This is a genomic window from Rhizobium rosettiformans (assembly GCF_016806065.1).
In the GTDB taxonomy this organism is placed as follows: Bacteria; Pseudomonadota; Alphaproteobacteria; order Rhizobiales; family Rhizobiaceae; genus Allorhizobium.
This window is the reverse complement of the sequence record NZ_CP032405.1, coordinates 793,901-816,301: the sequence shown is the minus strand read 5'-3', so window position 1 is coordinate 816,301 and position 22,401 is coordinate 793,901. Positions and strand designations below refer to the sequence as shown.

The window sequence follows — 22,401 nt, the reverse complement described above, 5'->3', positions numbered from 1 at the left end:
CATGACCACCGACAAGATTGCATCCATCCGTGCTCGTGTTCAGGGACTGCTCGAAGAGCGCGGCGACAGGCAGCCGCTTCTGGATACGGATTCGCTCTTCTTCAGCGGACGGCTGGATTCGCTCGCGGCCACGCATCTGATGATGCTGCTCGAGGAGACTTTCGGGATCGATCTGGCTGCTGCCGATTTCGACGTGACCCGTCTCGACAGTCTCGCCGAGATCGAAGCCTTTGTCAGCGAGACACAAGGATAAGGCTTCACGGCGGATCAGATTTCCCTGCAATCCACGTCGTCGTGTCTCGTCAGGACGGCGCTCTGCATCGGTCCGGTCCGTCTTCAAGGAAGTGCTTGTATCGATCTCCGCAGTGGCCTAGTAAATATTTTCCTGAGGTTTACCAGTTTCCTTGGGAAAGAGGTGGAGGAGGGACAGGCCGCCGTGGTGACGATCAAGGAAATCGCGAAGGCCGTCGGCGTTTCGTCGGGGACCGTCTCCCGTGTCTTGAACTACGACCAGACGCTGTCGGTCTCCGAGGCAAAGCGGCAGGCGATCATCGAAACGGCCGAAGCGCTGAACTATGCGACGCCACGCGCGCGCAAGAATGCCCTGCTTCCTCCGCTCAACATTCCGATGGCCAGCCATGCGGATGTGTCGGCGCATGTCGCCATCGTCCACTTCCTGGCGCCGCAGGAGGAGCTGGTCGATCCCTATTATGTCGGCGTGCGGCTTGGCATCGAGGCCCGCTGCCGCGAGTACAAGATCGAGATCGCAAGGGTGTTCAATCCCGATGTGCCCGTCGATCTTGCGATGTTGACGGGCATTTCCGCGACGATCGTGGTCGGGCATCATCCCAGAGCCGAGATCGAGGCGATGGCCAAGGTCTGTCCGCATCTGATCATGGCTGATTTCAATCCACGCATGCCGCAATTCGATTGTGTCCGCGCCGATCTGGGCGAGGCGACGACCACTATCCTCGACAGTCTGGAGCAGGCTGGCTACCGCCGGATCGGCTTTGTCGGCGGCTACGAGCTAATGGACAATGATGCGCTGATGCATGGAGAGCAGCGCTGCAAGGCCTTCATCGAATGGCACGAGGCGCGCGGGAGCTACCAGCCCGAGCTCATGGCGCTTGGGCAAAGCGAGCGCTTCGGCCAGAACCTCCGGCTTGAGACCGGTTACCAGCAGGCGAAATCGCTGCTGGCACTCGATACGCCCCCCGATGCCATCGTTGCGGCGAACGACAATATGGCGATCGGTACCTACAGGGCCATCCAGGAGGCGGGGCTTTCAATTCCTGATGATGTCGCGGTGGTGGCCTTCAACGACATTCCTGTGGCGCAATTTCTCAACCCGCCGCTTTCGACCATGCGCATTCCCGGCGAGTTGATCGGCGAAGTGGCCGTAGATCTCCTGGTCGAGCGGCTGAACGGGCGCGACTATTCCAAGCATGTCACCCTGCCGACCGAAATGGTCTGGCGTGGCAGTGCGAGAAGGCCTGTGCGCACTTAAGTCTTCGTGGAAAGGTTGTGAGATCCTCGTGACTTACCGCAGCGCACAAAATATTTAGTAAAAATTTTCTTGGCTGTCTCCCGATTTTCAGGAATAGTGACCGTCAGGCAGGGGATGGAGCTGCCGCGTTCAACGAGATCTTGGGAGGAAGACATGGATTATTCTCGCGCGTTCAAGCGCTCGATTTCGGCCACCGTTGCTGGCGCCGCACTTCTCTGCAGCACCGCCGCCTTTGCCGGTGAAGTCACCATCTGGTGCTGGGACCCGAACTTCAACGTTGCGATCATGAAGGAAGCGGCGGCGCGTTATACTGCTAAGAACCCCGACACGACCTTCAACATCGTCGACTTCGCCAAGGCCGATGTTGAGCAGAAGCTGCAAACGGGGCTCGCCTCCGGCATGACCGACACGCTGCCGGACATCGTGCTCATTGAGGATTACGGCGCGCAGAAGTATCTCCAGTCCTTCCCGGGCTCCTTTGCCGCGCTGACCGACAAGATCGACTATTCCGGCTTTGCCAAATACAAGGTCGACCTGATGACGCTCGAGGGCGAGGTCTATGGCGTTCCCTTCGATTCCGGCGTCACCGGGCTTTATTACCGCACGGACTATCTCGAACAGGCTGGCTACAAGGCCTCCGATATGGAGAACCTGACCTGGGACCGCTTTATCGAAATCGGCAAGGACGTGAAGGCCAAGACCGGCCACGAGATGATGGCGCTCGACAGCAATGACGGCGGCCTGATCCGCATCATGATGCAGTCCGGCGGCCAGTGGTATTTCAACGAGGATGGCAGTCTCAACATCACGGGTAACGCCGCGCTGAAGGCCGCACTTGAAACCCAGGCCCGCATTGTCAACGAAGGTGTGGCCAAACCGACCAGCGGCTGGAATGACGGCATCAGTGCGCTCACGTCGGGCGATGTCGCATCTGTCCTGATGGGCGTGTGGATCACCGGTACCGTCAAATCGCAGGCTGACCAGGCCGGAAAATGGGCGCTGACCGCCATTCCGAAACTCAACATCGAGGGTGCGACGGCTGCATCGAACCTCGGTGGTTCAAGCTGGTATGTGCTGGAAGCGTCCGCCGAGAAGGATGAGGCGATCGACTTCCTCAATGAGGTCTATGCCAAGGATCTCGACTTCTATCAGAAGATCCTGACCGAGCGAGGCGCCGTCGGTTCGTTGCTCGCCGCCCGCACTGGTGAGGCCTATCAGAAGCCGGACGATTTCTTCAGCGGTCAGACGGTTTGGCAGAATTTCGCGGACTGGCTCGAGCAGGTGCCGGCTGTGAATTACGGCATCTTCACCAACGAGCTCGATACGGCCGTCACGGCGAACTTCCCGGCACTGCTGAAAGGCACGCCCGTGGATGACGTCCTGAAGGCGATCGAAAGCCAGGCCGCCACTCAGATCCAGTAAGCCCATCCCACAGGGGCTTGGCCTCGGGCATGGCCCCTGTCCTCCCGGAGACGCGCGGCGGAAACGTCGCGCGGCTTCCCTTCGCATAACAAGGTTCAGTGACCACTGATCGGGTTCGGGGATAACCGCATGGCCACCACATCCAGATCCAGCTTGAAACGCTATTACGACGTGAACGGATGGCTGTTCGTTGCGCCCGCCATCGCGCTCATTTCGCTGTTCATGCTCTATCCGATCGTTCGCTCGCTCATTCTCTCCCTGTATTCGGGACGCGGAATGATGCTGAAATTCTCAGGCACGGGTAACCTCGTGCGTCTCTGGAATGATCCGGTCTTCTGGCAGGCGCTGCAAAACACCATCATCTTCTTCATCGTGCAGGTGCCGATCATGATCACCATGGCGCTGATCCTGGCCGCCATGCTGAACAATCCGAAGCTGCGTTATTCCGGCCTCTTCCGGACGATGATCTTCCTGCCCTGCGTGTCCTCGCTGGTCGCCTATTCGATCCTGTTCAAGAGCATGTTTTCGCTCGACGGCGTGGTGAACAATACGCTGCTCGCCATCGGCGTCATCGGCGAACCGATCGGCTGGCTCACCGACCCCTTCTGGGCCAAGGTCCTGATCATCATCGCCATCACCTGGCGCTGGACCGGCTACAACATGATCTTCTATCTGGCAGCGCTGCAGAACATCGACCGCTCGATCTACGAGGCGGCGAAGATCGACGGCGTGCCGTCCTGGGGGCGTTTCGCCTTCCTGACGATCCCAATGCTGAAGCCGGTGATCCTGTTCACCACGATCACCTCGACCATCGGCACGCTGCAGCTCTTCGACGAGGTCTATAACTTCACCGAAGGCACGGGCGGGCCGGCGAATTCGACGCTGACCTTGTCGCTTTATATCTACAATCTGACCTTCCGCTTCATGCCGAGCTTCGGTTATGCGGCGACCGTCTCCTATGTGATCGTGCTGATGGTGGCGGTGCTCTCCTTCCTGCAATTCTATGCCGCAAGGGAACGTCGATGATGACAATACTTCGTCGCCGCCTGCCCGACATCGTGCAGTACAGCGTGTTGTCGCTTGCCGCCTTTCTCTCGATCTTCCCCTTCATCTGGATGGTGATTGGGGCAACGAATACGACCAGCCAGATCATTCGCGGAAAGGTCACGTTCGGTACGGCCCTCCTCGACAATATCGCGTCTTTCTTTGCGCAGGTGGATGTGCCGCTGGTCTTCTGGAATTCGGTGAAGATCGCGCTGGTCGGCACAGCATTGACGCTGCTCGTCTCGTCGCTTGCCGGTTATGGCTTCGAGATGTTCCGCTCCAAACTTCGGGAGCGGGTCTATACCGTGATCCTGCTGACGCTGATGGTGCCGTTCGCGGCGCTGATGATCCCGCTCTTCATGCTGATGGGCAAGGCGGGACTGCTCAACACGCATATCGCCATCATGCTGCCGATGATCGCGTCGGCCTTCATCATCTTCTACTTCCGCCAGGCCTCGAAGGCCTTCCCGACCGAGCTTCGCGATGCGGCCAAGGTCGATGGTCTGAAGGAGTGGCAGATCTTCTTCTATATTTATGTCCCGGTGATGCGCTCGACCTATGCGGCGGCCTTCGTCATCGTCTTCATGCTCAACTGGAACAACTATCTCTGGCCGCTGATCGTGCTGCAGTCGAACGACATGAAGACGATCACGCTGGTGGTCTCGTCGCTCGCCTCCGCCTATTCGCCCGAATACGGCACGGTGATGATCGGCACCATTCTTGCCACCCTTCCAACCCTTCTCGTCTTCTTCGCCATGCAGCGCCAGTTCGTGCAGGGCATGCTCGGCTCCGTGAAATAGGACTTTGAAATGCGCATTATCGAGACTTTCAACCGGGACTGGACCTTCCGCGCAGGCTTCGAGCCGGCTTTTGCCTCGGCGTCCCAGCCGGGCGAGACGGTCCAGCTTCCCCATACGTCGGTCGAGCTGCCCTATAATTACTTCGACGAGAAGAGCTATCAGAAGGCCTTCACCTATCAGAAGGTCATTGCCTGGGATCCGCGTTTCGAAGGCAAAGAAGTTTCGCTGGTGTTCGATGCCGCCATGGCGGACAGCGTGGTCTATCTGAATGGCGCCGAGATCACCGGGCACAAGGATGGCTATACGCCGTTCGAGGCGCGGCTGACGCCGCATTTGAAGGCCGGCGACAACCTGCTGACGGTGAAGATCGATGGTTCGGAAAACCCCGAAATCCCGCCTTTCGGTGGCGTGATCGACTATCTCACCTATGCTGGCATCTATCGCGACGTCTGGCTCAAGATCACTGCGCCGGTTTCGATCAAGAACGTCAAGATCGAGACGCCGGATGTGCTCTCTGAAACCAAGCAGGTCACGGCGCGGGTCTGGATTTCCAATCCGACGGATCAGGCGCTCTCCGGCAAGGTTACGGCTGTTCTTAAGGATGCCGCGGGTCAGGAAATTGCGCGGACCGAGGCAAGTGTTTCCGGCGGTGAGGTCGCGCTCAGCTTTTCCGCACTTCAGGGCATCACGCTCTGGGATATCGACAATCCTGCTCTGTACCACCTCACCGTTACGCTGGAGACCGCAGCCGGTATCGATGAGACGACGAGCCGTTTTGGCTTCCGCTCGGCCGAATACACGATCGAGGGCTTTAAGCTGAATGGTCGCGTCGTGAAGCTGCGCGGCCTCAACCGTCACCAGGCCTGGCCGCATCTCGGTTACGCCATGGGTCGGCGTGGTCAGGAGAAGGATGCCGATATCCTGAAGTTCGATCTCGCCTGCAACATTGCCCGCACCTCGCATTATCCGCAGTCGAAGTACTTCCTCGACCGTTGCGACGAGATCGGTCTGCTGGTCTTCGAGGAAATTCCCGGCTGGCAGCATATCGGCGGGGATGCCTGGAAGGCGGAGAGCGTTCAGAACGTGCGCCGGATGATCGAGCGCGACTGGAACCACCCCTCAATCATCATCTGGGGTGTCCGCATCAACGAGAGCCAGGACGATCACGACTTCTATGTCGAGACGAATGCCATGGCGCGTTCGCTCGACACGACCCGCCAGACCGGCGGTGTTCGCTACATCACCGACAGCGAGCTGCTCGAAGACGTCTATACGATGAACGACTTCATCCTCGGCATGGAGGAAATGCCGGGCCACAATCGCGAGCGGCTGGTGCTGCGCGACCAGCGCGAGGTCACCGGGCTCGACCGCAAGGTGCCCTACATGATCACCGAATACGGCGGTCACATGTATCCGACCAAGCGTTTCGACCAGGAGCAGCGGCAGGCGGAGCATGTCGGCCGGCATCTGGCGATCCTCAATGCCGCCGCCGGTGACCCGTCGATCTCGGGGTCCACCGGCTGGTGCATGTTCGACTACAACACCCACAAGGATTTCGGCTCCGGCGATCGCATCTGCTATCACGGCGTCACCGACATGTATCGCGAGCCGAAATTCGCGGCTTACGCCTATGCCTCGCAGGGCGACCCAACTGACAAAGTGGTAATGCAGCCGGTCAGCTTCTGGGCGCGTGGCGAGCGCAATATCGGTGGCGTGCTGCCGCTGATCGTGCTCACCAATTGCGACTATGTCGAAATCCGCATGGGCCATATCGTCAAGCGGATCGAGCCGGATACTAAGACCTATCCGCACCTCCCGCATCCGCCCTGCATTCTCGACCACAGCATGGTCACGCCGGAGGAATTCGGCGAATGGGGCATGACCTGGCGGGATGGCGAACTGGTCGGCTTTATCAACGGCGAGGAAGTGGTTCGCCGTCATCTGCCAGCCGATCCGCTGCCGACAACTCTGGACATCGCGGCTGACGACACTGAGCTTCGATCTGGCGAGAAGGACACGGTTCGCGTCATCCTGCGTGCGCTCGATCAGGGCGGCAATGTCCTGGGCTTCTTCGATGATCCGGTCGAGGTGTCGCTCGAAGGCCCGGGCCGGATCGTCGGCCCCTCGCTTCTCTCCTTCAAGGGTGGCGCGGTTGGCGTTTATGTCGAAGCCGGAAACGAAACCGGTCACTTGACGCTGTCGGCGACTTGCCGTCCCTTCGGGACCAAGCGCATGACCTTCAACGTCACCTGAGCGAGGCTTACATGGCAGAGGTCCGGCTCACCGATATCCGCAAGTCCTACGGCTCGCTTGAGGTCATCAAGGGGGTGAATCTCGAGGTTTCCTCGGGGGAATTCGTCGTCTTCGTCGGTCCGTCCGGCTGCGGCAAGTCCACGCTGCTGCGGATGATCGCGGGGCTTGAGGACATTTCCGCAGGCACGCTTGAGATCGGCGGCAGCGTGATGAACGATGTCGATCCGTCGAAGCGTGGCATTGCCATGGTGTTCCAGACCTATGCGCTCTACCCGCATATGACCGTGCGGGAGAACATGGGGTTCGCGTTGCGCTTTGCCGGCATGGCGAAGGACGAGATCGAGCGACGGGTCAATGCGGCGGCGAAGATCCTCGAACTCGACGCGCTGATGGACCGCAAGCCCAAGGCCTTGTCGGGCGGCCAACGGCAGCGTGTCGCGATCGGCCGTGCCATCGTGCGCCAGCCAGACGTTTTCCTGTTCGACGAGCCGCTTTCGAACCTCGACGCGGAACTGCGCGTGCACATGCGTGTCGAGATCGCCCGGCTGCACAAGGAGCTCAACGCCACCATCGTCTATGTCACGCATGACCAGGTCGAGGCTATGACGCTGGCCGACAAGATCGTCGTCATGCGTGGCGGCATTGTCGAGCAGGTCGGAGCGCCGCTCGCCCTTTACGACGATCCCGACAACATGTTCGTGGCCGGGTTCATCGGCTCGCCGCGAATGAATTTTCTGCCGGCCACGGTCGTCGCTCAGGCGGAGGGTGGGCAGGTCACTGTCGCCCTCACTGCGCGGCCGGATACGCAGTTGACGATTGCCTGCGCGACCCCGCCAAAGGTCGGCGATGCCGTGACGGTCGGGGTGCGGCCAGAGCATTTCCTGCCTGATGGCAGCGGGGATACGCGGATGGTGGCGCATGTCGATGTTGTCGAACATCTCGGCAATACCAGCTATGTTTACGCCCATACGGTGCCCGGCGAGCAGATCATCATCGAGCAGGAAGAGCGGCGTCATGGAGCGCGCTATGGCGACGAGATCGCGGTGGGGATTTCTGCGAAGACCAGCTTTCTCTTCGATGCTTCGGGGCTGCGCATTCGTTAGCCGACAGGCCTCAATCGCCAAGGACAAAAGGCGAGTCGATGCGCGCTTTGCGCTTTCGCACACGGGCTCGCCGCGCTAGGCTCGGACCCATGAAAAAGGTCTTCAATCCCCCCTCCGTCCGCCGTCCTTTCGGACACTACAATCACGGTCTGCTGGTGCCGCCAGGTGCGAGCCTGCTCGTCACTTCAGGTCAGCTTGGCATCCGTCCAGACGACACGATCCCGCCTGATGTGACCGGCCAGGCCGAGCTTTGCTTTGAGGCGATCAAGGCCATTCTGGAAGAGGCTGGGATGACCTTCGCGGATGTGATCCGGATCTCCGGCTTTGTGACGCGGCGGGAGGACTTTCCCGCCTATATGGCGGTGCGCGATCGCTATACGCTCGATCCGAAGCCGGTTTCGACACTGCTGGTGGTGGGCGGCTTCACGCGGCCGGAATTCCTCGTTGAAGTCGAGGTGACAGCGGCCAAGGTGGTCTGACCGCAAGCCTTTCTCTCAGAAATTTTCCATCTCGCGGCGCACCTTGGCCATGAAGGCTGCACGGGTTTCTTCCGTGCAATTGTTCATGTCGTAATGGGCGAGGTATTTGACCGGCGCGCCGATCTTGATCTGGGCGCGGATGACGCGCTTCACGATCTTCTTTGGCGGATTGCCGGCGAGGAAGGCGCGCATCGGGGTGGCACCATAGGTCATGACGGCGGCGAGCTTCCTGATGTGGCGGAGCGTCGGGGTGAGCTTGCCGTCGACCAGGTCGAAGGAGACGCCGGGCAGCCAGACGCGATCGAAATAGCCCTTCAGCATGGCCGGAAAGCCGAAATTCCAGACGGGCGTGACGATGACGAGCGCTTCGGCTTTCAGCAAGCGGTCGACATAGGGCTTCACGAGCGCCAGATTGTCCGGGATGTCGTGATAGACGCGGCGGTCATGGGCTGAGAGCACCGGGTCGAAACCCTCCTCATAAAGATTGCAGCCGTCGACTTCGTGGCCGGCCTTTTCCAGGCTCTCGCATGTCAGCTTGTAAAGCGCCCGGCCGAAGCTCTCGTCTAGGGGGTGGGAGTGAAGGACGAGTACGCGCATGTCAAAAGCTCCAAGTCGTTGCCCGCCGCGTTCGCAGTCGGGGTCCAGTTGAAAACTTCCGCGCCGTTTGTCCCAACATCCCGATCCTTCGCCGCCTGATGCCGAGGGATGGGGGATGCCATGTCTGATGTCGCATGGGCCGGATTGGTCCGGCCGGGAGTACCTTCGGAATAAGTTCGTTCCGGCGGTTATCCGTTGCGGTTCCGGAACAGGGAGCCGCAACGCATCTGAAGGGCCTTATGAGGCTTCGGAAAACACTTCCAGGCCCGGGAAGAGGTAGTTCTTGCCCGCCGAGAAGTCGAAGTCCGGGTTCTCCCAGGCGATCATCTTGCCGGGATTGAGCAGGCCCTTCGGATCGGTTTCCTTCTTGAAGGCGAGTTGGACCTGGTCGGTCTGCTTCATGCCGCCTTCTTCCAGCGTGTAGCGGTGCGGGTTGAAGATTGGGCAGCCGTTTTCTTCGTGGATGCGGATGATTTCTTCCAGCCGTTCCTGGGTGGTGTAGCGTACCAGTGGCAGGCCGGCGCATTGGATCTGGCCGTCGAACTTGATGAATTCGAGGTGGCCGATGACCTCGTCGGGGAAGAGCTCGGTCATGACACGGACCTTCTCGACATGATTGGGGCCGGGGTATTGGACCTGGAGATAGGTGATGTTGGTATCGAGCTTCAGCGCTCGCAGCGTCGTGTGGTTCCAGGTCAGCTCATAGGCATGCGGGATGCCCTTCATGCTTTCGACCTGATCGGAGCGGAAACGCACATCGCCCTTCATCCGCTCGGCGAGCGCCAGGAAGGGCTCCATCGAATGGGGTGCCACCATCAGCACGACCACCGACTGGCCTTCCTTCAGCCAGGGCTTGTGGCGCGTGAAATAGTCGTAAGGGATCGGGGCTGCGATCGGGGCGACTTCCTTCAGGAGGATGCCGTTCTTGTGGGCGAGCGCATCGGCAAATTTCACCGCGTCCATGAAGTCGTCATAGCCGACGATGACGTCCACCCAGTCGTAAGCAGGTGCCAGCGGCATCTCGACTTCGGTGATGATGCCGTTGGTGCCATAGGCGTGCGAGACCTTCTGCAGATCCCAGGCGGAGAGTTCAAGCACGCGCGGCTCGGCTTCCATGGTGACGACGCGCAGGCGCAGGATGTTGCCGAGGTCGCGCAAGCCGCCCCAGGTGATCGAGCCGACGCCGCCGGAGCCGCCGGCGATAAAGCCGGCGACGCTGGCGGTCTGCTTCGTCGATGGGTGGAAGCGCAGTTCCTGGCCGGAATGTTCCTTGGTCTGCTTGTCGAGTTCTGAGATGATGACGCCTGGTTCGCAGATGACGCGACCGGGCAGGATCTCCTTCACCTTGTTCATGTTGATCAGGTTCAGAACGATGCCGCCCGAGAGCGGCATGGCCTGGCCGTAATTGCCGGTGCCGCCGCCGCGCGGGGTGACGGGCACGCCATGGGCATAGGCGACCTTGAGCGTCCGGATGACCTCTTCTTCCGTTGTCGGCGAGACGACGAGGTCACCGACGACATTGTCGAGTTCTTCCTTCAGGATCGGCGAATACCAGTAGAAGTCGCGGCTTTTCTGTTTGACGAGCGCCGGATTGTCTTCGACGGCGATGCCGTCCAGTTCCTGTTTGATCCTCGCGTAGTCGGCCATGTCTAAACTCCAAGCAACGGGTCAAGTTCGCGGTAATCCGGCAGGCTGCGGTCGATGCCCATGCCATTCCGCATCACGATGCGGTCAGCCTGCGGACGGGAAAGGAATTCGCTCCAGCGGCGGGCGCTGAAGAGGACGAGGTCCGCCTTGCCGCCGACGGCGATGCGTCCGTGGTCGGGACGCTTGAGGATGTCGGCGGGCGTGCGGGTGACGACGCGGGCGGCGGTGTCCAGCGGATGGTCGAGATGGATGATACGCACCGCTTCGCGGAAGACCTCGACGGGGTCGAGATCACCGTAGGCATAGAAGGGGTCGCGGGTGTTGTCGGAGGAGACGGCGGTCGCGACGCCTGCTGCCGTGAGTTCATGGAAGAGGGTTACGCCGCGCTGGCGGGGCGTGCGGGCCGGGTGACGGTCCTGCAGATACATGTTGCACATCGGCAGCGAGACGACGGAGAGGCCGGCCTCAGCCACCAGATCGATGGTGCGTTTCGCCAGATCCTCGTCCTGACGCGCGAGCGAGCAGCAATGGCCGACAGTGACGGATCCTTCGAAGCCATTGCGGATTTTGGCTTCCGCAATGGTCTTCAGCGTCAGGGTTTCCTTGTCCTGTGTCTCGTCGACATGCAGGTCGATGTCGAGGCCGTTTTCGGAGGCTGTGCGGAAGAGGATGTCGAGCTTTTCGTCGAGTTCCGGCATCAGATAGGTGACGCCGCCGAGCAGGCCTTTGTGGGCGACGATGACTTCGACCAGATCCTTGAAAAAGGCCTCGTCGGTGATCTGGTCGAAGGGAAAGAGGGCGGCGGCCTGCAGGTCGACCTTGCCCGCCCAGGCGTCGCGGACTTCCGCGAAGACCTCGAAGGAGATGCGGTGCTGGGGCGCCAGGCTGTCGAGATGGGTGCGGATCAGGCTTGTGCCATGGGCATAGGCCGTTCGCAGGGAGAATTCCATGCGCGCCTTGACGTCTTCAGCCGTCCAGCGGGCGACACGATCGGCCTGGACCGCTTCGAGCGCACCCATGAAATCGCCCGAGGGATTCGGGCGGCGATCCCAGATGTGACCCTTATCGAGATGGGTGTGCATGTCGGTGAAGGTCGGCCAGACCATGCCGTGGCGGAGATCCGTCGAGGGGAGGCCAGCGGGTGCCTCGCCGGGCTTCAGGATCGCCTCCACCTTGCCGTCAGCAACGACGATGTCGGCGCTGATCAGGCCCTCGCAGGCCGGCGCCTCGACACCATCGACGCAAATCTGCGGCAGTGTCGCATTGGCAAGCACGAAGCGTTTTGCGGCGGGGAGATTGGCAATGGGACTCGACATCAGTTTTCTCGTTTCAGGCTGCTCTCGTGCCAGCGATGCAATGCCAGCCAGGAAATGAAGGAGGTAATGGCAAAAATCACCACGCCGAGGCAGGAGAGCAGGAAGAGGGCAGCGAAGAGGCGCGGAATGTTCAGACGGAACTGGGCCTCAAGCAGCCGGAAGGCAAGGCCTGAACCGGCGCCTGCGGAACCGGCGGCAAATTCGGCGACGACGGCGGCGATGAGGGCGAGGCCGCCGCCGATGCGCAAGCCGGTCATGAAATAGGGAAGGGAGGCCGGAAGCTTCAGGTAAAGCAAGGTCTGCCAGCGTGAGGCGCCATAGAGGTCGAAGAGATTGAGCAGGTTGTGATCGACGCTTTTCAGGCCCTGGACCATGTTCGACAGGATCGGGAAGAAGGCGACGAGGAAGGCGCAGATCAGCAGCGCCACTTGCGTCGAGGGGGAATAGATCAGGATCAGCGGGGCGATCGCGACGATCGGGGTGACCTGCAGGATGACAGTGATCGGGTAGAAGGCGATCTCGATCCATTTCGACTGGACGAGGGCAACGGCGATGCCGACGCCGCCCAACAGCGCTAGCCCAAGCGACATCAGGGTGATCTTGGTGGTGACCCAGAGGGCTGGCGACAGCGTGCCCCAGTCCTTGAACAGGGCACCAGCAACCGCGATCGGGCCGGGCAGGATGTATTGCGGAACGCCGGAGACCGAGACGCCGACCTGCCAGACCACGATCAGCAGACAGACGACGAGGATGGGCACGAAGATCTTGAGAAGTGTTTCAGCCGATCCGGTCATCAGTGATGCTCCCCGCCTATGGCTTCGATCAGTGTCTTGGACACGGTCTCGCAGGCCTGCCGATACTCCTCGGACGTCCGGTAGAAGCCGTCGCGGTCGAGGCTGGTCTGCAGCGGAAAGTCGGCATGCACACGGCCTGGCCTTGCCTTCATCACCACGATGCGGCTCGAGAGGTAGGCGCTTTCGAAGACGGAGTGGGTGACGAAAATGACGGTAATGCCGGTCTCCTTCCAGAGCTTGAGCACATCGTCGTTCAGCTTCTGCCGGGTGATTTCGTCGAGCGCCGCGAAGGGCTCGTCCATCAGAAGAAGCTTCGGTTTGGTGACCAGCGCGCGGGCGATGGAGACGCGCATCTTCATGCCGCCGGAGAGTTCGCGCGGATAGGCGTCCGCGAAGTCCTTGAGCCCGACGCGGTCGAGGGCGGCGAGGATATCGGCCCTGGCGGCAGACTTGGAGATGCCGCGCAGCTTGAGCGGCAGGTAGACATTGCCGAAGACGGTAGCCCAGGGCATCAGCGTCGGCTCCTGGAAAACGAAGGAGATGTCGCCGTCGGGCAGGCCCTTGGAGTTGATGCGCGAGCTGGGCCAGTCGATCGTGCCAGTCGTTGTGTCGCCGAGGCCGGCGATGATGCGCAGTGCCGTCGACTTGCCGCAGCCGGAGGGGCCGAGCAGCGAGACGAACTCACCACCGTTGACGGTGAGCGACATGTCGGTCAGCGCCACCGTTCCGCTGGAGAAGACCTTGGACACGTCCTTCATCACCACGAGCGCGCGGCGCTGTTCGGGGGGCGGGGTGATGGGGTCTTCGGTGGCTGGCGAACTGGTCATTCTGTCTCGCGTTACATCCGCGTTGCATTCTGGTGTTGCGGCAAGGTTGACGTTGCGAGGTGGGGTACCCCCCTCTGTCACTGCGTGACATCTCCCCCACAAGGGGGGGAGAGCGGAGCGGCGCGTTTGCCGCGTTGTTCGGCACTCCAAAGGCGGGCGATAGGCCTGCCGCTCAGCCGGTCTCCCCCCTTGTGGGGGAAATGCCCGGCAGGGCAGAGGGGGGTAACGCCTCTGCCCTGTGTCGCATCACTTCTTCAGCGCCATGCCGACGCCCTTGCAGACGAACTGTGTGGTATAGGCCTTCTTGTAGTCGAGGTCGGCCGGCTGGACGCCGATCTCAACCATGGCGTCGAAGAAGGCCTTGTACTTCTCGTCGGTCATGCAGCCGATACCCTTGTCCATCGCCTCGCCGGACTCGACGATGCCGTATTCCTTCATCTTGGCGATCGAGTATTCGATCTGGCCATCCGTCATTTCCGGATTGTCCTTCTTGATGAGGTCGTTCGCGGCCTTGTTGTCGCCGTAGAGGTAGTTGTACCAACCCTCGATCGAGGCATCGACGAAGCGCTGGACGAGATCGGGCTTGCTCTCGACCATGGTCGTCGTGGTCGTGATCATCGTCGAATAGGGATTGTAGCCGTTGTCGGCGAGCAGGAAGACTTTTGGCGCCCAGCCGGCCTGCTTCTCGATCTCATAGGGCTCCGAGGTCAGGTAACCCTGCTGGGCAGACTTCGGATCTGCGATAAACGGAGCGGGGTTGAAGGTGTAGGGCTTGTACTTCTCGTCGGTGAAGCCCTCGAAGTTCTTCTTCATCCACTCGTAATAGGTGACGTAGCCGTCCTTGCCCATGAAGATGCTATCGAGCTTGGCGAGGTCGGCAAACGTCTCGATGCCCTGATCCGGATGGGCGAGCAGGACCTGCGGATCCTTCTGGAAGATGGCGGCCACGTCGATCAGCGGGATGCCTTCCTTGACGGCGTCCATCTCGCCGAGCGGGCTGCCCATGTAGAAATCGACCTTGCCAGCGATCAATAGCGCGCGGTTGGCGGCCTGCGGGCCACCCTGTACGACAGTGACCTTCAGGCCGTATTTCTCATAGGTGCCATCGGCGACTGCCTGATAGAAGCCGCCATGTTCGGCCTGGGCCAGCCAGTTTGTACCATAGGTCACTTCGTCGAGGGCAAGAGCCGCCGAGGTGGAGCCGAGCGAGGCCACAAGGCCCATCAAGGCAAAGAGGCTGGTCTTAGTGAGCATGTCGCGCATTGATCGTTCCCCTGTTCGTTGCAGGACCCGTTTTCGGGCTCCCTTTTCGGTCATTTGATCGGTCGCATTGCGTCTTGAAAAGCATCAAATTTCGTCCGCATCGATGCTTTTTTTGCACTGCTCTCGAGATTGATGCATAGTGATGCGGCATGACTAATTTTTACGCAGCGGAGGCCTCGTGCTGCACTCCAGAAAGCTCGTCTACATCAACGAAATCGTCCGTTGCGGCTCGATCCGGAAGGCGGCCCAGCGCCTCAATGTCGCATCATCTGCAGTCAATCGCCAGATCCTGGCGCTGGAGGAGGAACTGGGCGCGCCCCTTTTCGAGCGTTTGCCGAAAGGGCTGAGGCTGACCGCCGCCGGAGAGCTGTGTGTCGAACACATCCGCGACGTTTTGAAGAATTACGAGCGGCTGGAGGGCCGGATCCGCGGCTTGAAGACGCCGCAGGCCGGAAAGGTGTCGTTGGTGACGACGGTCGGTCTTGCCTCCGGACCACTGCCGGAAATCCTGGCTGGCTTCGTTGCTGCGCATCCCCGTGTTCAGATCAAGCTGCGCAATGACGGTGGCTCAACGACGATCAATCCCGTGCTCACCGGCGAGGTCGATCTCGGCCTTGGCTTCAACATCCCGGCGACCCCCGGTATTCGCACCCTTGCGAATATCGATGTGCCTGTCGGTGTCGTGCTGCCGCCCGGCCATCGGCTGGCGCGCGATGAGGGGCCGATCGATCTTGTGGAGGTGGTTCAGGAGCCGTTGATACTGGCGCAATCGGGCACCAGCCTGCGCAATATCATCGATCTGGCGCTGGCACCGCTGCCACTGCTCGTCGAGCCAGTTGTCGAGACGAATTCCTCGGAACTGATGAAGCAGTTGGTCAAGGCGGGCACGGGGCTCACCATGCTCAATCCGCTCGACGCGGTTGCCGAATGCCGACGCGGCGAGCTGATCTTCCGGCCGCTGACCGAGGCTCATATCCGTCATCAGCCGATGAAGCTTTTCGCCCGTGCAAGGGCGCCACTCGATTCCGCGACAAGCCTCTTCGTCGAATATCTGATGCAGGAGCTTCTGGCGCTGGTTCAGGACCTCAAGGCGCGGGGGCATATCCCCGAGACCATTCGCGGCCAGAGCTGAGGGGCGAGTGTCCGGTCAGCTGGGCGTGTAGAGGTTCGAGAGCGGATAGGCGGCAACGTCGCGCAAGAGTTCGATGAAGCCCGCGACCTGATGGCGGCAGATCGCGGCACCTTTTTCGGCAGTGCCCTTCGAGGCGTCGCCGACCACGCCGTGCGGGTTCAGGTCATGGGCGATCCAGGCGAGCGAATGCGGCGGCAGGGGCGTCAGATATTTCGAGCTTGCGCGCATCTTCTCGGCTTTCGAGATAAAGTTCTGTGCCTTGTCCATACGCACCAGTTCCGGCCGGAAATGCAGCATCAGCGAGGTCTCGACCTCACCGCCATGAATTCCGTAGCGGCTCTCATGCTCGGAGATCATACCCTCCGGGTTTCCGAAACGGCCCCATTGGGTCGTGACGACGACCATCTGGTGTCGGACCCGCAGTTCGCGGCCGACAATGCTCATGACATCGACATTGCCGCCATGAGAATTGACGATGACGAGCTTGCGAATGCCGGCTTCGGCGACCTTGCTGCCGATCGCCGTCCAGGCCGGGATCAGGATCTCCGGGCCGAAGGACAGGCTGCCGGGCCCGTACACATGCTCGTTGGCCTTGCCAATTTCCTGGGTGGGAAGAACGAGGAAGTCGAGATCATCGGGGCGCTGGGTCTGCAATTCCGCCAGCATGCCGTTTGCGATGGACACGTCGGTCGCAATGGGCAGGTGAGGTCCGTGCTGCTCGGTCGAAGCGATCGGCAGGATGGCGATCGTCGTTTCCGGCGATAGCCCTGCAAAATCCGTCGTCGTCAGTTCGTTCCAGAAGAATGGTCTGGTCATTGCCGTCTGCCTCTGCGTCTCTGTTCACCTCGTTCGATAAGGCAAAATCGCGGGGTCCGAAAAGCATCATATTCCGCTCGCGCCGATGCCAAATTGCGCTCGCGCGGCTTGCCGCTTTGAAGTTCCGGGTCAAAGGTGACCGGCGACAGCAGTGAGGCAGCGGCGGGACGCCGCATTGCCGGAAGGCAGCTTTGGCCCCAGTTATGGAGAGACAAAAACTCTCCCCGTGAAAGGCGAGCATGTCCGCGCAGGTGACCGTCTGGTTCGACAGCAGTTGTCCTCTCTGCCAGCGAGAGATCGCCTTGATGCGCCGTCTCGACAGTCGCGGTGCGATCAACTTCATCGATGCGTTCGACCCTCAAGGCAGTTGTCCGATCGATCGAGCCGAGCTTCTGGCCCGTTTCCATGCAGAAGAAGCGGGAAAACTCCTGTCGGGTGCCGCGGCTTTCGCGGCCATGTGGCGGGCCATTCCGGTGTTGCGACCGCTCGGTCTCCTGGCTGGATGGAAACCGTTGACGCCGGTCTTCGAAGCCGCCTATCGGGGTTTTCTGCGCATCCGCCCGCGCCTGCAGCGTCTGGTCCGTTCCTCCTCAAATTCATGATATCGTTGCGGTAAGTTGTTCCTTGAGGCTGTCCCTTCGCGAGGCTGGCGAGCCTTGTCCTGACCGATGACGCAAAGGCTCTGGATCGCCGATCTATTGATGTGTTTCTGCCTCAATTCTTGCTGCAATGCAGCAAACTCTCCGGCAATACAGTGACTCCTGCGACTAACGGAGAATGTACGATCTCCGGGGGATTCGTTACTCCTAGACAATTGTCTATTCCGCCTTGGGACAAGGATTGGCGGAATCGACGTGGAGGCAAGGGGCGTCCCGGGGGACGTCTCATCGAGGAAAGGGAGGAGTACTCGTGACGGATAAATCTTCGTCTAACGCTTACTGGTCAGCAAACGTTCGCATCATCTACATCTGCCTGGCGATATGGGCCATCGTATCCTATGGGTTCGGTATCCTGCTTCGTCCGGCTCTCTCCGGCATCGCCGTCGGTGGATCCGATATTGGCTTCTGGTTCGCCCAGCAAGGCTCGATCGTCGTCTTCATCGCGCTCATTTTCGGCTATTCGGCGTACATGAACAAGATCGACCGCGAATTCGGCGTCGACGAGCAGTAAGGCGGACCCACAATGGATCAGTATACACTTAATCTGCTGATCGTAGGCGCGTCCTTCGCGCTCTACATCGGCATCGCCGTCTGGGCTCGCGCCGGGACCACGGCCGAGTTCTACGCCGCCAACCGCGGCGTCAACCCGGTCATGAACGGCATGGCAACTGCGGCTGACTGGATGTCGGCTGCCTCCTTCATCTCCATGGCCGGCCTGATCGCCACCGTCGGCTACGGCAACTCGACCTTTTTGATGGGCTGGACCGGCGGCTACGTGCTGCTCGCGCTTCTGCTTGCTCCCTACCTGCGCAAGTTCGGCAAATATACCGTTCCGCAGTTCATCGGTGACCGCTTCTACAGCCAGGGCGCGCGCCTGACGGCTGTCGTCTGCCTGATCATCATCTCGGTCACCTACGTTATCGGACAGATGACCGGTGCCGGCGTCGCCTTCTCGCGCTTCCTGGAAGTCAACGTCTCGACCGGCCTGTGGATCGCGTCTGCGGTCGTGTTCTGCTACGCCGTTCTCGGCGGCATGAAGGGCATCACCTATACGCAGGTCGCGCAGTACATCGTTCTGATCATCGCCTACACCATCCCGGCGATCTTCATCTCGCTGCAACTGACCGGCAACCCGATCCCGTGGTTCGGCCTCTTCGGCACGCACACGGAATCTGCACTGCCGCTGCTGCAGAAGCTTGACCAGGTCGTCACAGACCTCGGCTTCAACGCCTATACCGCTCAAGGCTCCATGCTGAACATGACCCTGTTCACGCTGTCGCTGATGATCGGTACCGCCGGTCTGCCGCACGTCATCATCCGCTTCTTCACCGTTCCGAAGGTGTCGGATGCGCGTTGGTCTGCCGGTTGGGCGCTCGTCTTCATCGCGCTTCTCTATCTGACGGCTCCGGCTGTCGGCGCAATGGCGCGCTTGAACATCATCAGCACTATATTCCCTGGTGGTACGCAGCAGGAAGCCGTCCTTTACGATGAGCGTCCGGACTGGATGCGCACCTGGGAAGTCACGGGCCTGCTGAAGTTCGAGGACAAGAATGGCGATGGCCGCATCCAGTACTACAACGATGCTGCTGCTGGCTTCACCGAAACCGCCACCCAGCGTGGCTGGGCTGGCAACGAGCTGACGATCAACAACGACATCCTCGTTCTCGCCAACCCGGAAATCGCACAGTTGCCGGGCTGGGTTATCGCCCTCATCGCCGCCGGTGGTCTCGCAGCCGCTCTGTCGACCGCTGCCGGTCTGCTTTTGGCCATCTCGTCTGCGATCAGCCACGACCTGATCAAAGACTTCCTGAAGCCGGACATCTCCGAAAAGGGTGAGCTTCTGGCGGCGCGTATCTCGATGGCAGGCGCAATCCTGGTCGCAACGCTCCTGGGCCTCAACCCGCCGGGCTTTGCCGCCCAGACCGTCGCACTCGCCTTCGGTCTCGCGGCTGCGACGATCTTCCCGGCTCTGATGATGGGCATCTTCTCGAAGCGCATCAACTCGGTCGGTGCCACCCTCGGCATGATCGTCGGCCTCGTGGTCACCTGCTTGTACCTGTTCACCTATCTCGGTTGGTTCTTCATCGCAGGCACCAACATGATGGAGAACGTTCCGGCCAACTATCTCTTCGGCATTCCGCCAACGGCCTTTGGTCCGATCGGTGCGCTGCTCAACTTCGCCACGGCCTATATCGTGTCGATGATGACCCAGGCTCCGCCGAAGCATGTACAGGATCTCGTCGAATCCATCCGCGTTCCGCGCGGTGCGGGTCAGGCGACCGGTCACTGATACCGATCAACCGGGAGGGGCGAGCAGATCGCCCCTCCTGTCCCTCAAACAGCCAGGGCACCTTCGTGCCACATGAGGGCAAATCCGATGATCCAGGCACAATCCGACGTGCTGGCATTTCTCGAGACGGTCCACCCTTACGACAGTCTCCCGAGAGACGAGATCGAACGGGTCTCGACCCGCTTCCAGGAGTTTTCCTTTTCGGCTGGTGCCGAAATCTATCACCGCGGCTCTCAGCTGCCCGGCATCTTCCTCATCATGGACGGGGCCGTGGAAATCATGGATGCCACCAATACAGTGGTCTCCGAGCTTGCGCCTCGCAACTCCTTCGGTGAACGCGGTCTTCTGGCCGATGGCTTCGCGGCGACGACGGCAACGGCTCGTAGCGACTGCACGCTGCTGATGCTGCCGAAGGACGAATTCCGCCGCCTGATGCAGGAACAGGCGGTATTCGCCCGCTTCTTCACGCGCGGCCGATTTGCCGATAGCCGGCGCGGCGACATGGCGATCCAGAAGGTCAGCGAGTTGATGTCGCGACCCCCTATCGTCTGCGCGCCGACCGATACGGTGCGCTCGGCTGCCACGCTCATGCGGGAGCGGCATGTCTCGAGCCTCGGCGTCGTGGATGGCGGGCGCTTTCTTGGTATCCTCACCACCCGGGACCTTGCGGGGCGCGTGCTCGCCGAGGGGCTCGACCCTGACGCGACCCCGGTTTCTGCCGTCATGACTGCCGACCCGGTCGGATTGCCCGGAGAGGCTCTGGGCTCCGACATCCTGCATTTGATGCTCGAGCGGCGTGTCGGCCATCTGCCCGTGGTCGAGGGCGATCGGCTGGTGGGAATGATCACGCAGACCGATCTCATCCGCTTTCATGCGATCAGCTCGGCGCAACTGATCCGGGACATCGCAACGGCAGAAACGCCGGAGGCGATGCGTGCGATTACCACGCGCATCCCGCAACTGCTGGTCCAGCTCGTCGGCAGCAACAATGCCCATGAGGTGGTCACGCGGCTGATTACCGATATCGCCGATAGCGTCACTCGCCGGCTCATCATGCTGGCGGAGCGGGAGCTTGGACCGCCGCCCGTTCCCTATGTTTGGCTCGCCTGCGGAAGTCAGGGGCGGCAGGAGCAGAGTGGCGTCAGCGACCAGGATAATTGCATCTTCATCGAAGACGGCGTCGAGCCCGAGGAAATGCCCTGGTTCCAGCAGTTGGCTGCCAAAGTCAGCCGTGGTCTCGACATCTGCGGATATTTCTACTGCCCGGGCGACATGATGGCGACCAATCCGCGCTGGTGTCAGCCGGTCTCGGTCTGGCGGAGCTATTTCCGTGACTGGATCTACAAGCCCGATCCGACAGCGCAGATGCTGGCCAGCGTGATGTTCGATCTGAGGCCGATCTGCGGTGCGTCCTCGCTCTTCCAGGAGTTGCAGGCAGAAACGCTCGAGGAGGCGGGCCGCAATTCGATCTTTACCGCGCACATGATCAGCAATTCGTTGAAGCACGCTCCGCCGCTTGGACTTCTCCGGGGGTTTGCCACGATCCGCAGCGGCGAACATCGCAACCAGATCGATATGAAGCACAACGGTGTGGTGCCTGTTGTCGATCTCGGACGCGTTTATTCCCTGATCGGCAAACTTGCTCCAGTGAACACGCGGGCGCGGCTGCTTGCGGCGGAAGAAGCGGGTATCATTTCCGGTGCCGGAGCCCGGGATCTCGTCGCGGCCTACGATCTCATTGCGGACATGCGCCTGCGCAACCAGGTTCGGCAGGTCCGCGACGGTCGCAAGCCGGATAACTTTCTGGCACCCTACGATTTCGGTGATTTCGAGCGCTCGCATCTTCGCGATGCCTTCGTTGTCGTCAGAACCATGCAATCGGCGCTCGCCAATGGCGGACGGGCGCCCGTCTGAAGGAATGAAGAATGCTGTTTGAGTTGATCGCCGCGGTGGTGACCGGTGTTGCTCTGGCCGGTGTGGCGATGCTGCTGCGCTGGATAAGCCGGGGTTTGCTGCCGAAGTGGATCGTCCCGGCCATGGCTGGCCTCGGCATGTTGAGCTATTCGATCTGGAGCGAGTACAGCTGGTTCGATCGTATGAACATCGCCTTGCCCGGTCTCGCGGTGTCCTGGAAAAACGAGCAGACGGCGTTCTGGCGCCCCTGGTCCTATATCGAGCCTGTCACGACCCGGTTCATCGCGCTCGATTTGAAGGGGGCGAAGCGGCACCCAAACCAGCCTGGCCTCGTCATGGTCGACGTCCTGCTCGTCGCTCGCTGGCAACCGGTGACGCCTGTCAAGGTGGTCTATGACTGCCAGAATGCCCAGCGGGCGGATCTGGTTACCCCGGATATCAATATTGCCGATGACGGCAGCCTTCAGGGTGCCGAGTGGAGCAAGGTCGCGCCTGATGATGCCGCATTGAAAATCGCGTGTTCGGCAGGGTGAGGGGA

Annotated in this window: 21 protein-coding genes; 14 read left to right on the top strand and 7 right to left on the bottom strand. The window is 60.8% G+C overall.

Translation table 11 applies throughout. The features are described from left to right. Window position 1 precedes the first annotated feature (1 nt). From D4A92_RS03920 to D4A92_RS03885, 8 genes are all read left to right on the top strand, one after another. Complete coding sequence (locus tag D4A92_RS03920) at window positions 2-253, top strand: acyl carrier protein (RefSeq protein WP_203018245.1); 252 nt, start codon at window positions 2-4, stop codon at window positions 251-253. 183 nt (window positions 254-436) lie between these two features. Beyond that, complete coding sequence (locus D4A92_RS03915; protein WP_203018244.1) at window positions 437-1,507, top strand: LacI family DNA-binding transcriptional regulator; 1,071 nt, start codon at window positions 437-439, stop codon at window positions 1,505-1,507. Window positions 1,508-1,660: 153 nt separating this feature from the next. Next, window positions 1,661-2,929 carry an ABC transporter substrate-binding protein gene (locus tag D4A92_RS03910; RefSeq protein WP_203018243.1) on the top strand — a complete coding sequence of 423 codons (1,269 nt, stop codon included), beginning with the start codon at window positions 1,661-1,663 and terminating at the stop codon, window positions 2,927-2,929. A 129-nt stretch (window positions 2,930-3,058) separates the two neighbouring features. Further along, window positions 3,059-3,955 (top strand): carbohydrate ABC transporter permease, encoded by an 897-nt coding sequence (locus tag D4A92_RS03905; RefSeq protein WP_203018242.1) that lies wholly within the window; start codon window positions 3,059-3,061, stop codon window positions 3,953-3,955. Then, window positions 3,952-4,773, top strand: a complete 822-nt coding sequence (locus D4A92_RS03900; RefSeq protein ID WP_203018241.1) for a carbohydrate ABC transporter permease — start codon at window positions 3,952-3,954, stop codon at window positions 4,771-4,773. The genes D4A92_RS03905 and D4A92_RS03900 overlap by 4 nt, the downstream gene beginning before the upstream one ends. A gap of 9 nt (window positions 4,774-4,782) precedes the next feature. Then, the gene (locus D4A92_RS03895; RefSeq protein ID WP_203018240.1) at window positions 4,783-7,026 is read left to right on the top strand and encodes a glycoside hydrolase family 2 protein; all 2,244 of its coding nucleotides are present in this window, start codon (window positions 4,783-4,785) and stop codon (window positions 7,024-7,026) included. Window positions 7,027-7,037: 11 nt separating this feature from the next. Further along, window positions 7,038-8,129: an ABC transporter ATP-binding protein gene (locus tag D4A92_RS03890; RefSeq protein ID WP_203018238.1), complete on the top strand. Its 1,092-nt coding sequence runs from the start codon at window positions 7,038-7,040 to the stop codon at window positions 8,127-8,129. A gap of 89 nt (window positions 8,130-8,218) precedes the next feature. After that, complete coding sequence (locus tag D4A92_RS03885) at window positions 8,219-8,608, top strand: RidA family protein (RefSeq protein WP_203018236.1); 390 nt, start codon at window positions 8,219-8,221, stop codon at window positions 8,606-8,608. 15 nt (window positions 8,609-8,623) lie between these two features. Here D4A92_RS03885 and D4A92_RS03880 read toward each other — a convergent pair whose 3' ends face one another. The 6 genes from D4A92_RS03880 to D4A92_RS03855 all read right to left on the bottom strand — a co-directional run bounded on the left by D4A92_RS03880 (window position 8,624) and on the right by D4A92_RS03855 (window position 15,052). Beyond that, window positions 8,624-9,205, bottom strand: a complete 582-nt coding sequence (locus D4A92_RS03880; protein WP_203018234.1) for an NAD(P)H-dependent oxidoreductase — start codon at window positions 9,203-9,205, stop codon at window positions 8,624-8,626. Between the two features lie 237 nt (window positions 9,206-9,442). After that, on the bottom strand, window positions 9,443-10,852 hold the full coding sequence (locus D4A92_RS03875; RefSeq protein ID WP_203018232.1) for an FAD-binding oxidoreductase: 1,410 nt from the start codon (window positions 10,850-10,852) through the stop codon (window positions 9,443-9,445). A gap of 2 nt (window positions 10,853-10,854) precedes the next feature. Then, window positions 10,855-12,168 carry a cytosine deaminase gene (locus tag D4A92_RS03870; RefSeq protein ID WP_203018230.1) on the bottom strand — a complete coding sequence of 438 codons (1,314 nt, stop codon included), beginning with the start codon at window positions 12,166-12,168 and terminating at the stop codon, window positions 10,855-10,857. Next, window positions 12,168-12,962, bottom strand: coding sequence for an ABC transporter permease (locus D4A92_RS03865; protein WP_203018228.1), 795 nt, complete (start codon window positions 12,960-12,962; stop codon window positions 12,168-12,170). Before D4A92_RS03865 ends, D4A92_RS03870 begins: the two co-directional genes overlap by 1 nt. Next, window positions 12,962-13,789 carry an ABC transporter ATP-binding protein gene (locus D4A92_RS03860; RefSeq protein ID WP_203018226.1) on the bottom strand — a complete coding sequence of 276 codons (828 nt, stop codon included), beginning with the start codon at window positions 13,787-13,789 and terminating at the stop codon, window positions 12,962-12,964. Before D4A92_RS03860 ends, D4A92_RS03865 begins: the two co-directional genes overlap by 1 nt. Window positions 13,790-14,035: 246 nt before the next feature. Further along, window positions 14,036-15,052 (bottom strand): ABC transporter substrate-binding protein, encoded by a 1,017-nt coding sequence (locus D4A92_RS03855; RefSeq protein ID WP_203018224.1) that lies wholly within the window; start codon window positions 15,050-15,052, stop codon window positions 14,036-14,038. A 178-nt stretch (window positions 15,053-15,230) separates the two neighbouring features. On the opposite strand from D4A92_RS03855, the gene D4A92_RS03850 reads away from it, so the two are divergent. Beyond that, the gene (locus tag D4A92_RS03850; protein ID WP_203018222.1) at window positions 15,231-16,184 is read left to right on the top strand and encodes a LysR family transcriptional regulator; all 954 of its coding nucleotides are present in this window, start codon (window positions 15,231-15,233) and stop codon (window positions 16,182-16,184) included. Between the two features lie 15 nt (window positions 16,185-16,199). Here the strand turns inward: D4A92_RS03850 and D4A92_RS03845 are convergent, their stop codons facing one another. After that, the gene (locus tag D4A92_RS03845) at window positions 16,200-17,000 is read right to left on the bottom strand and encodes a creatininase family protein (protein ID WP_203018220.1); all 801 of its coding nucleotides are present in this window, start codon (window positions 16,998-17,000) and stop codon (window positions 16,200-16,202) included. Between the two features lie 239 nt (window positions 17,001-17,239). On the opposite strand from D4A92_RS03845, the gene D4A92_RS03840 reads away from it, so the two are divergent. The 5 genes from D4A92_RS03840 (at window position 17,240) to D4A92_RS03820 (ending at window position 22,396) form a co-directional block, all read left to right on the top strand. Continuing rightward, window positions 17,240-17,602, top strand: a complete 363-nt coding sequence (locus D4A92_RS03840; protein ID WP_203018218.1) for a thiol-disulfide oxidoreductase DCC family protein — start codon at window positions 17,240-17,242, stop codon at window positions 17,600-17,602. Window positions 17,603-17,909: 307 nt separating this feature from the next. Further along, window positions 17,910-18,170: a DUF4212 domain-containing protein gene (locus D4A92_RS03835; RefSeq protein WP_203018216.1), complete on the top strand. Its 261-nt coding sequence runs from the start codon at window positions 17,910-17,912 to the stop codon at window positions 18,168-18,170. Between the two features lie 12 nt (window positions 18,171-18,182). After that, a complete protein-coding gene (locus D4A92_RS03830) occupies window positions 18,183-19,949 on the top strand; it encodes a sodium:solute symporter family protein (RefSeq protein WP_203018214.1) in 1,767 nt (588 codons plus the stop codon). A gap of 87 nt (window positions 19,950-20,036) precedes the next feature. After that, complete coding sequence (locus tag D4A92_RS03825) at window positions 20,037-21,863, top strand: DUF294 nucleotidyltransferase-like domain-containing protein (RefSeq protein WP_203018212.1); 1,827 nt, start codon at window positions 20,037-20,039, stop codon at window positions 21,861-21,863. An 11-nt stretch (window positions 21,864-21,874) separates the two neighbouring features. After that, on the top strand, window positions 21,875-22,396 hold the full coding sequence (locus D4A92_RS03820; RefSeq protein WP_203018210.1) for a hypothetical protein: 522 nt from the start codon (window positions 21,875-21,877) through the stop codon (window positions 22,394-22,396). The last annotated feature ends 5 nt before the right edge of the window (window positions 22,397-22,401 follow it).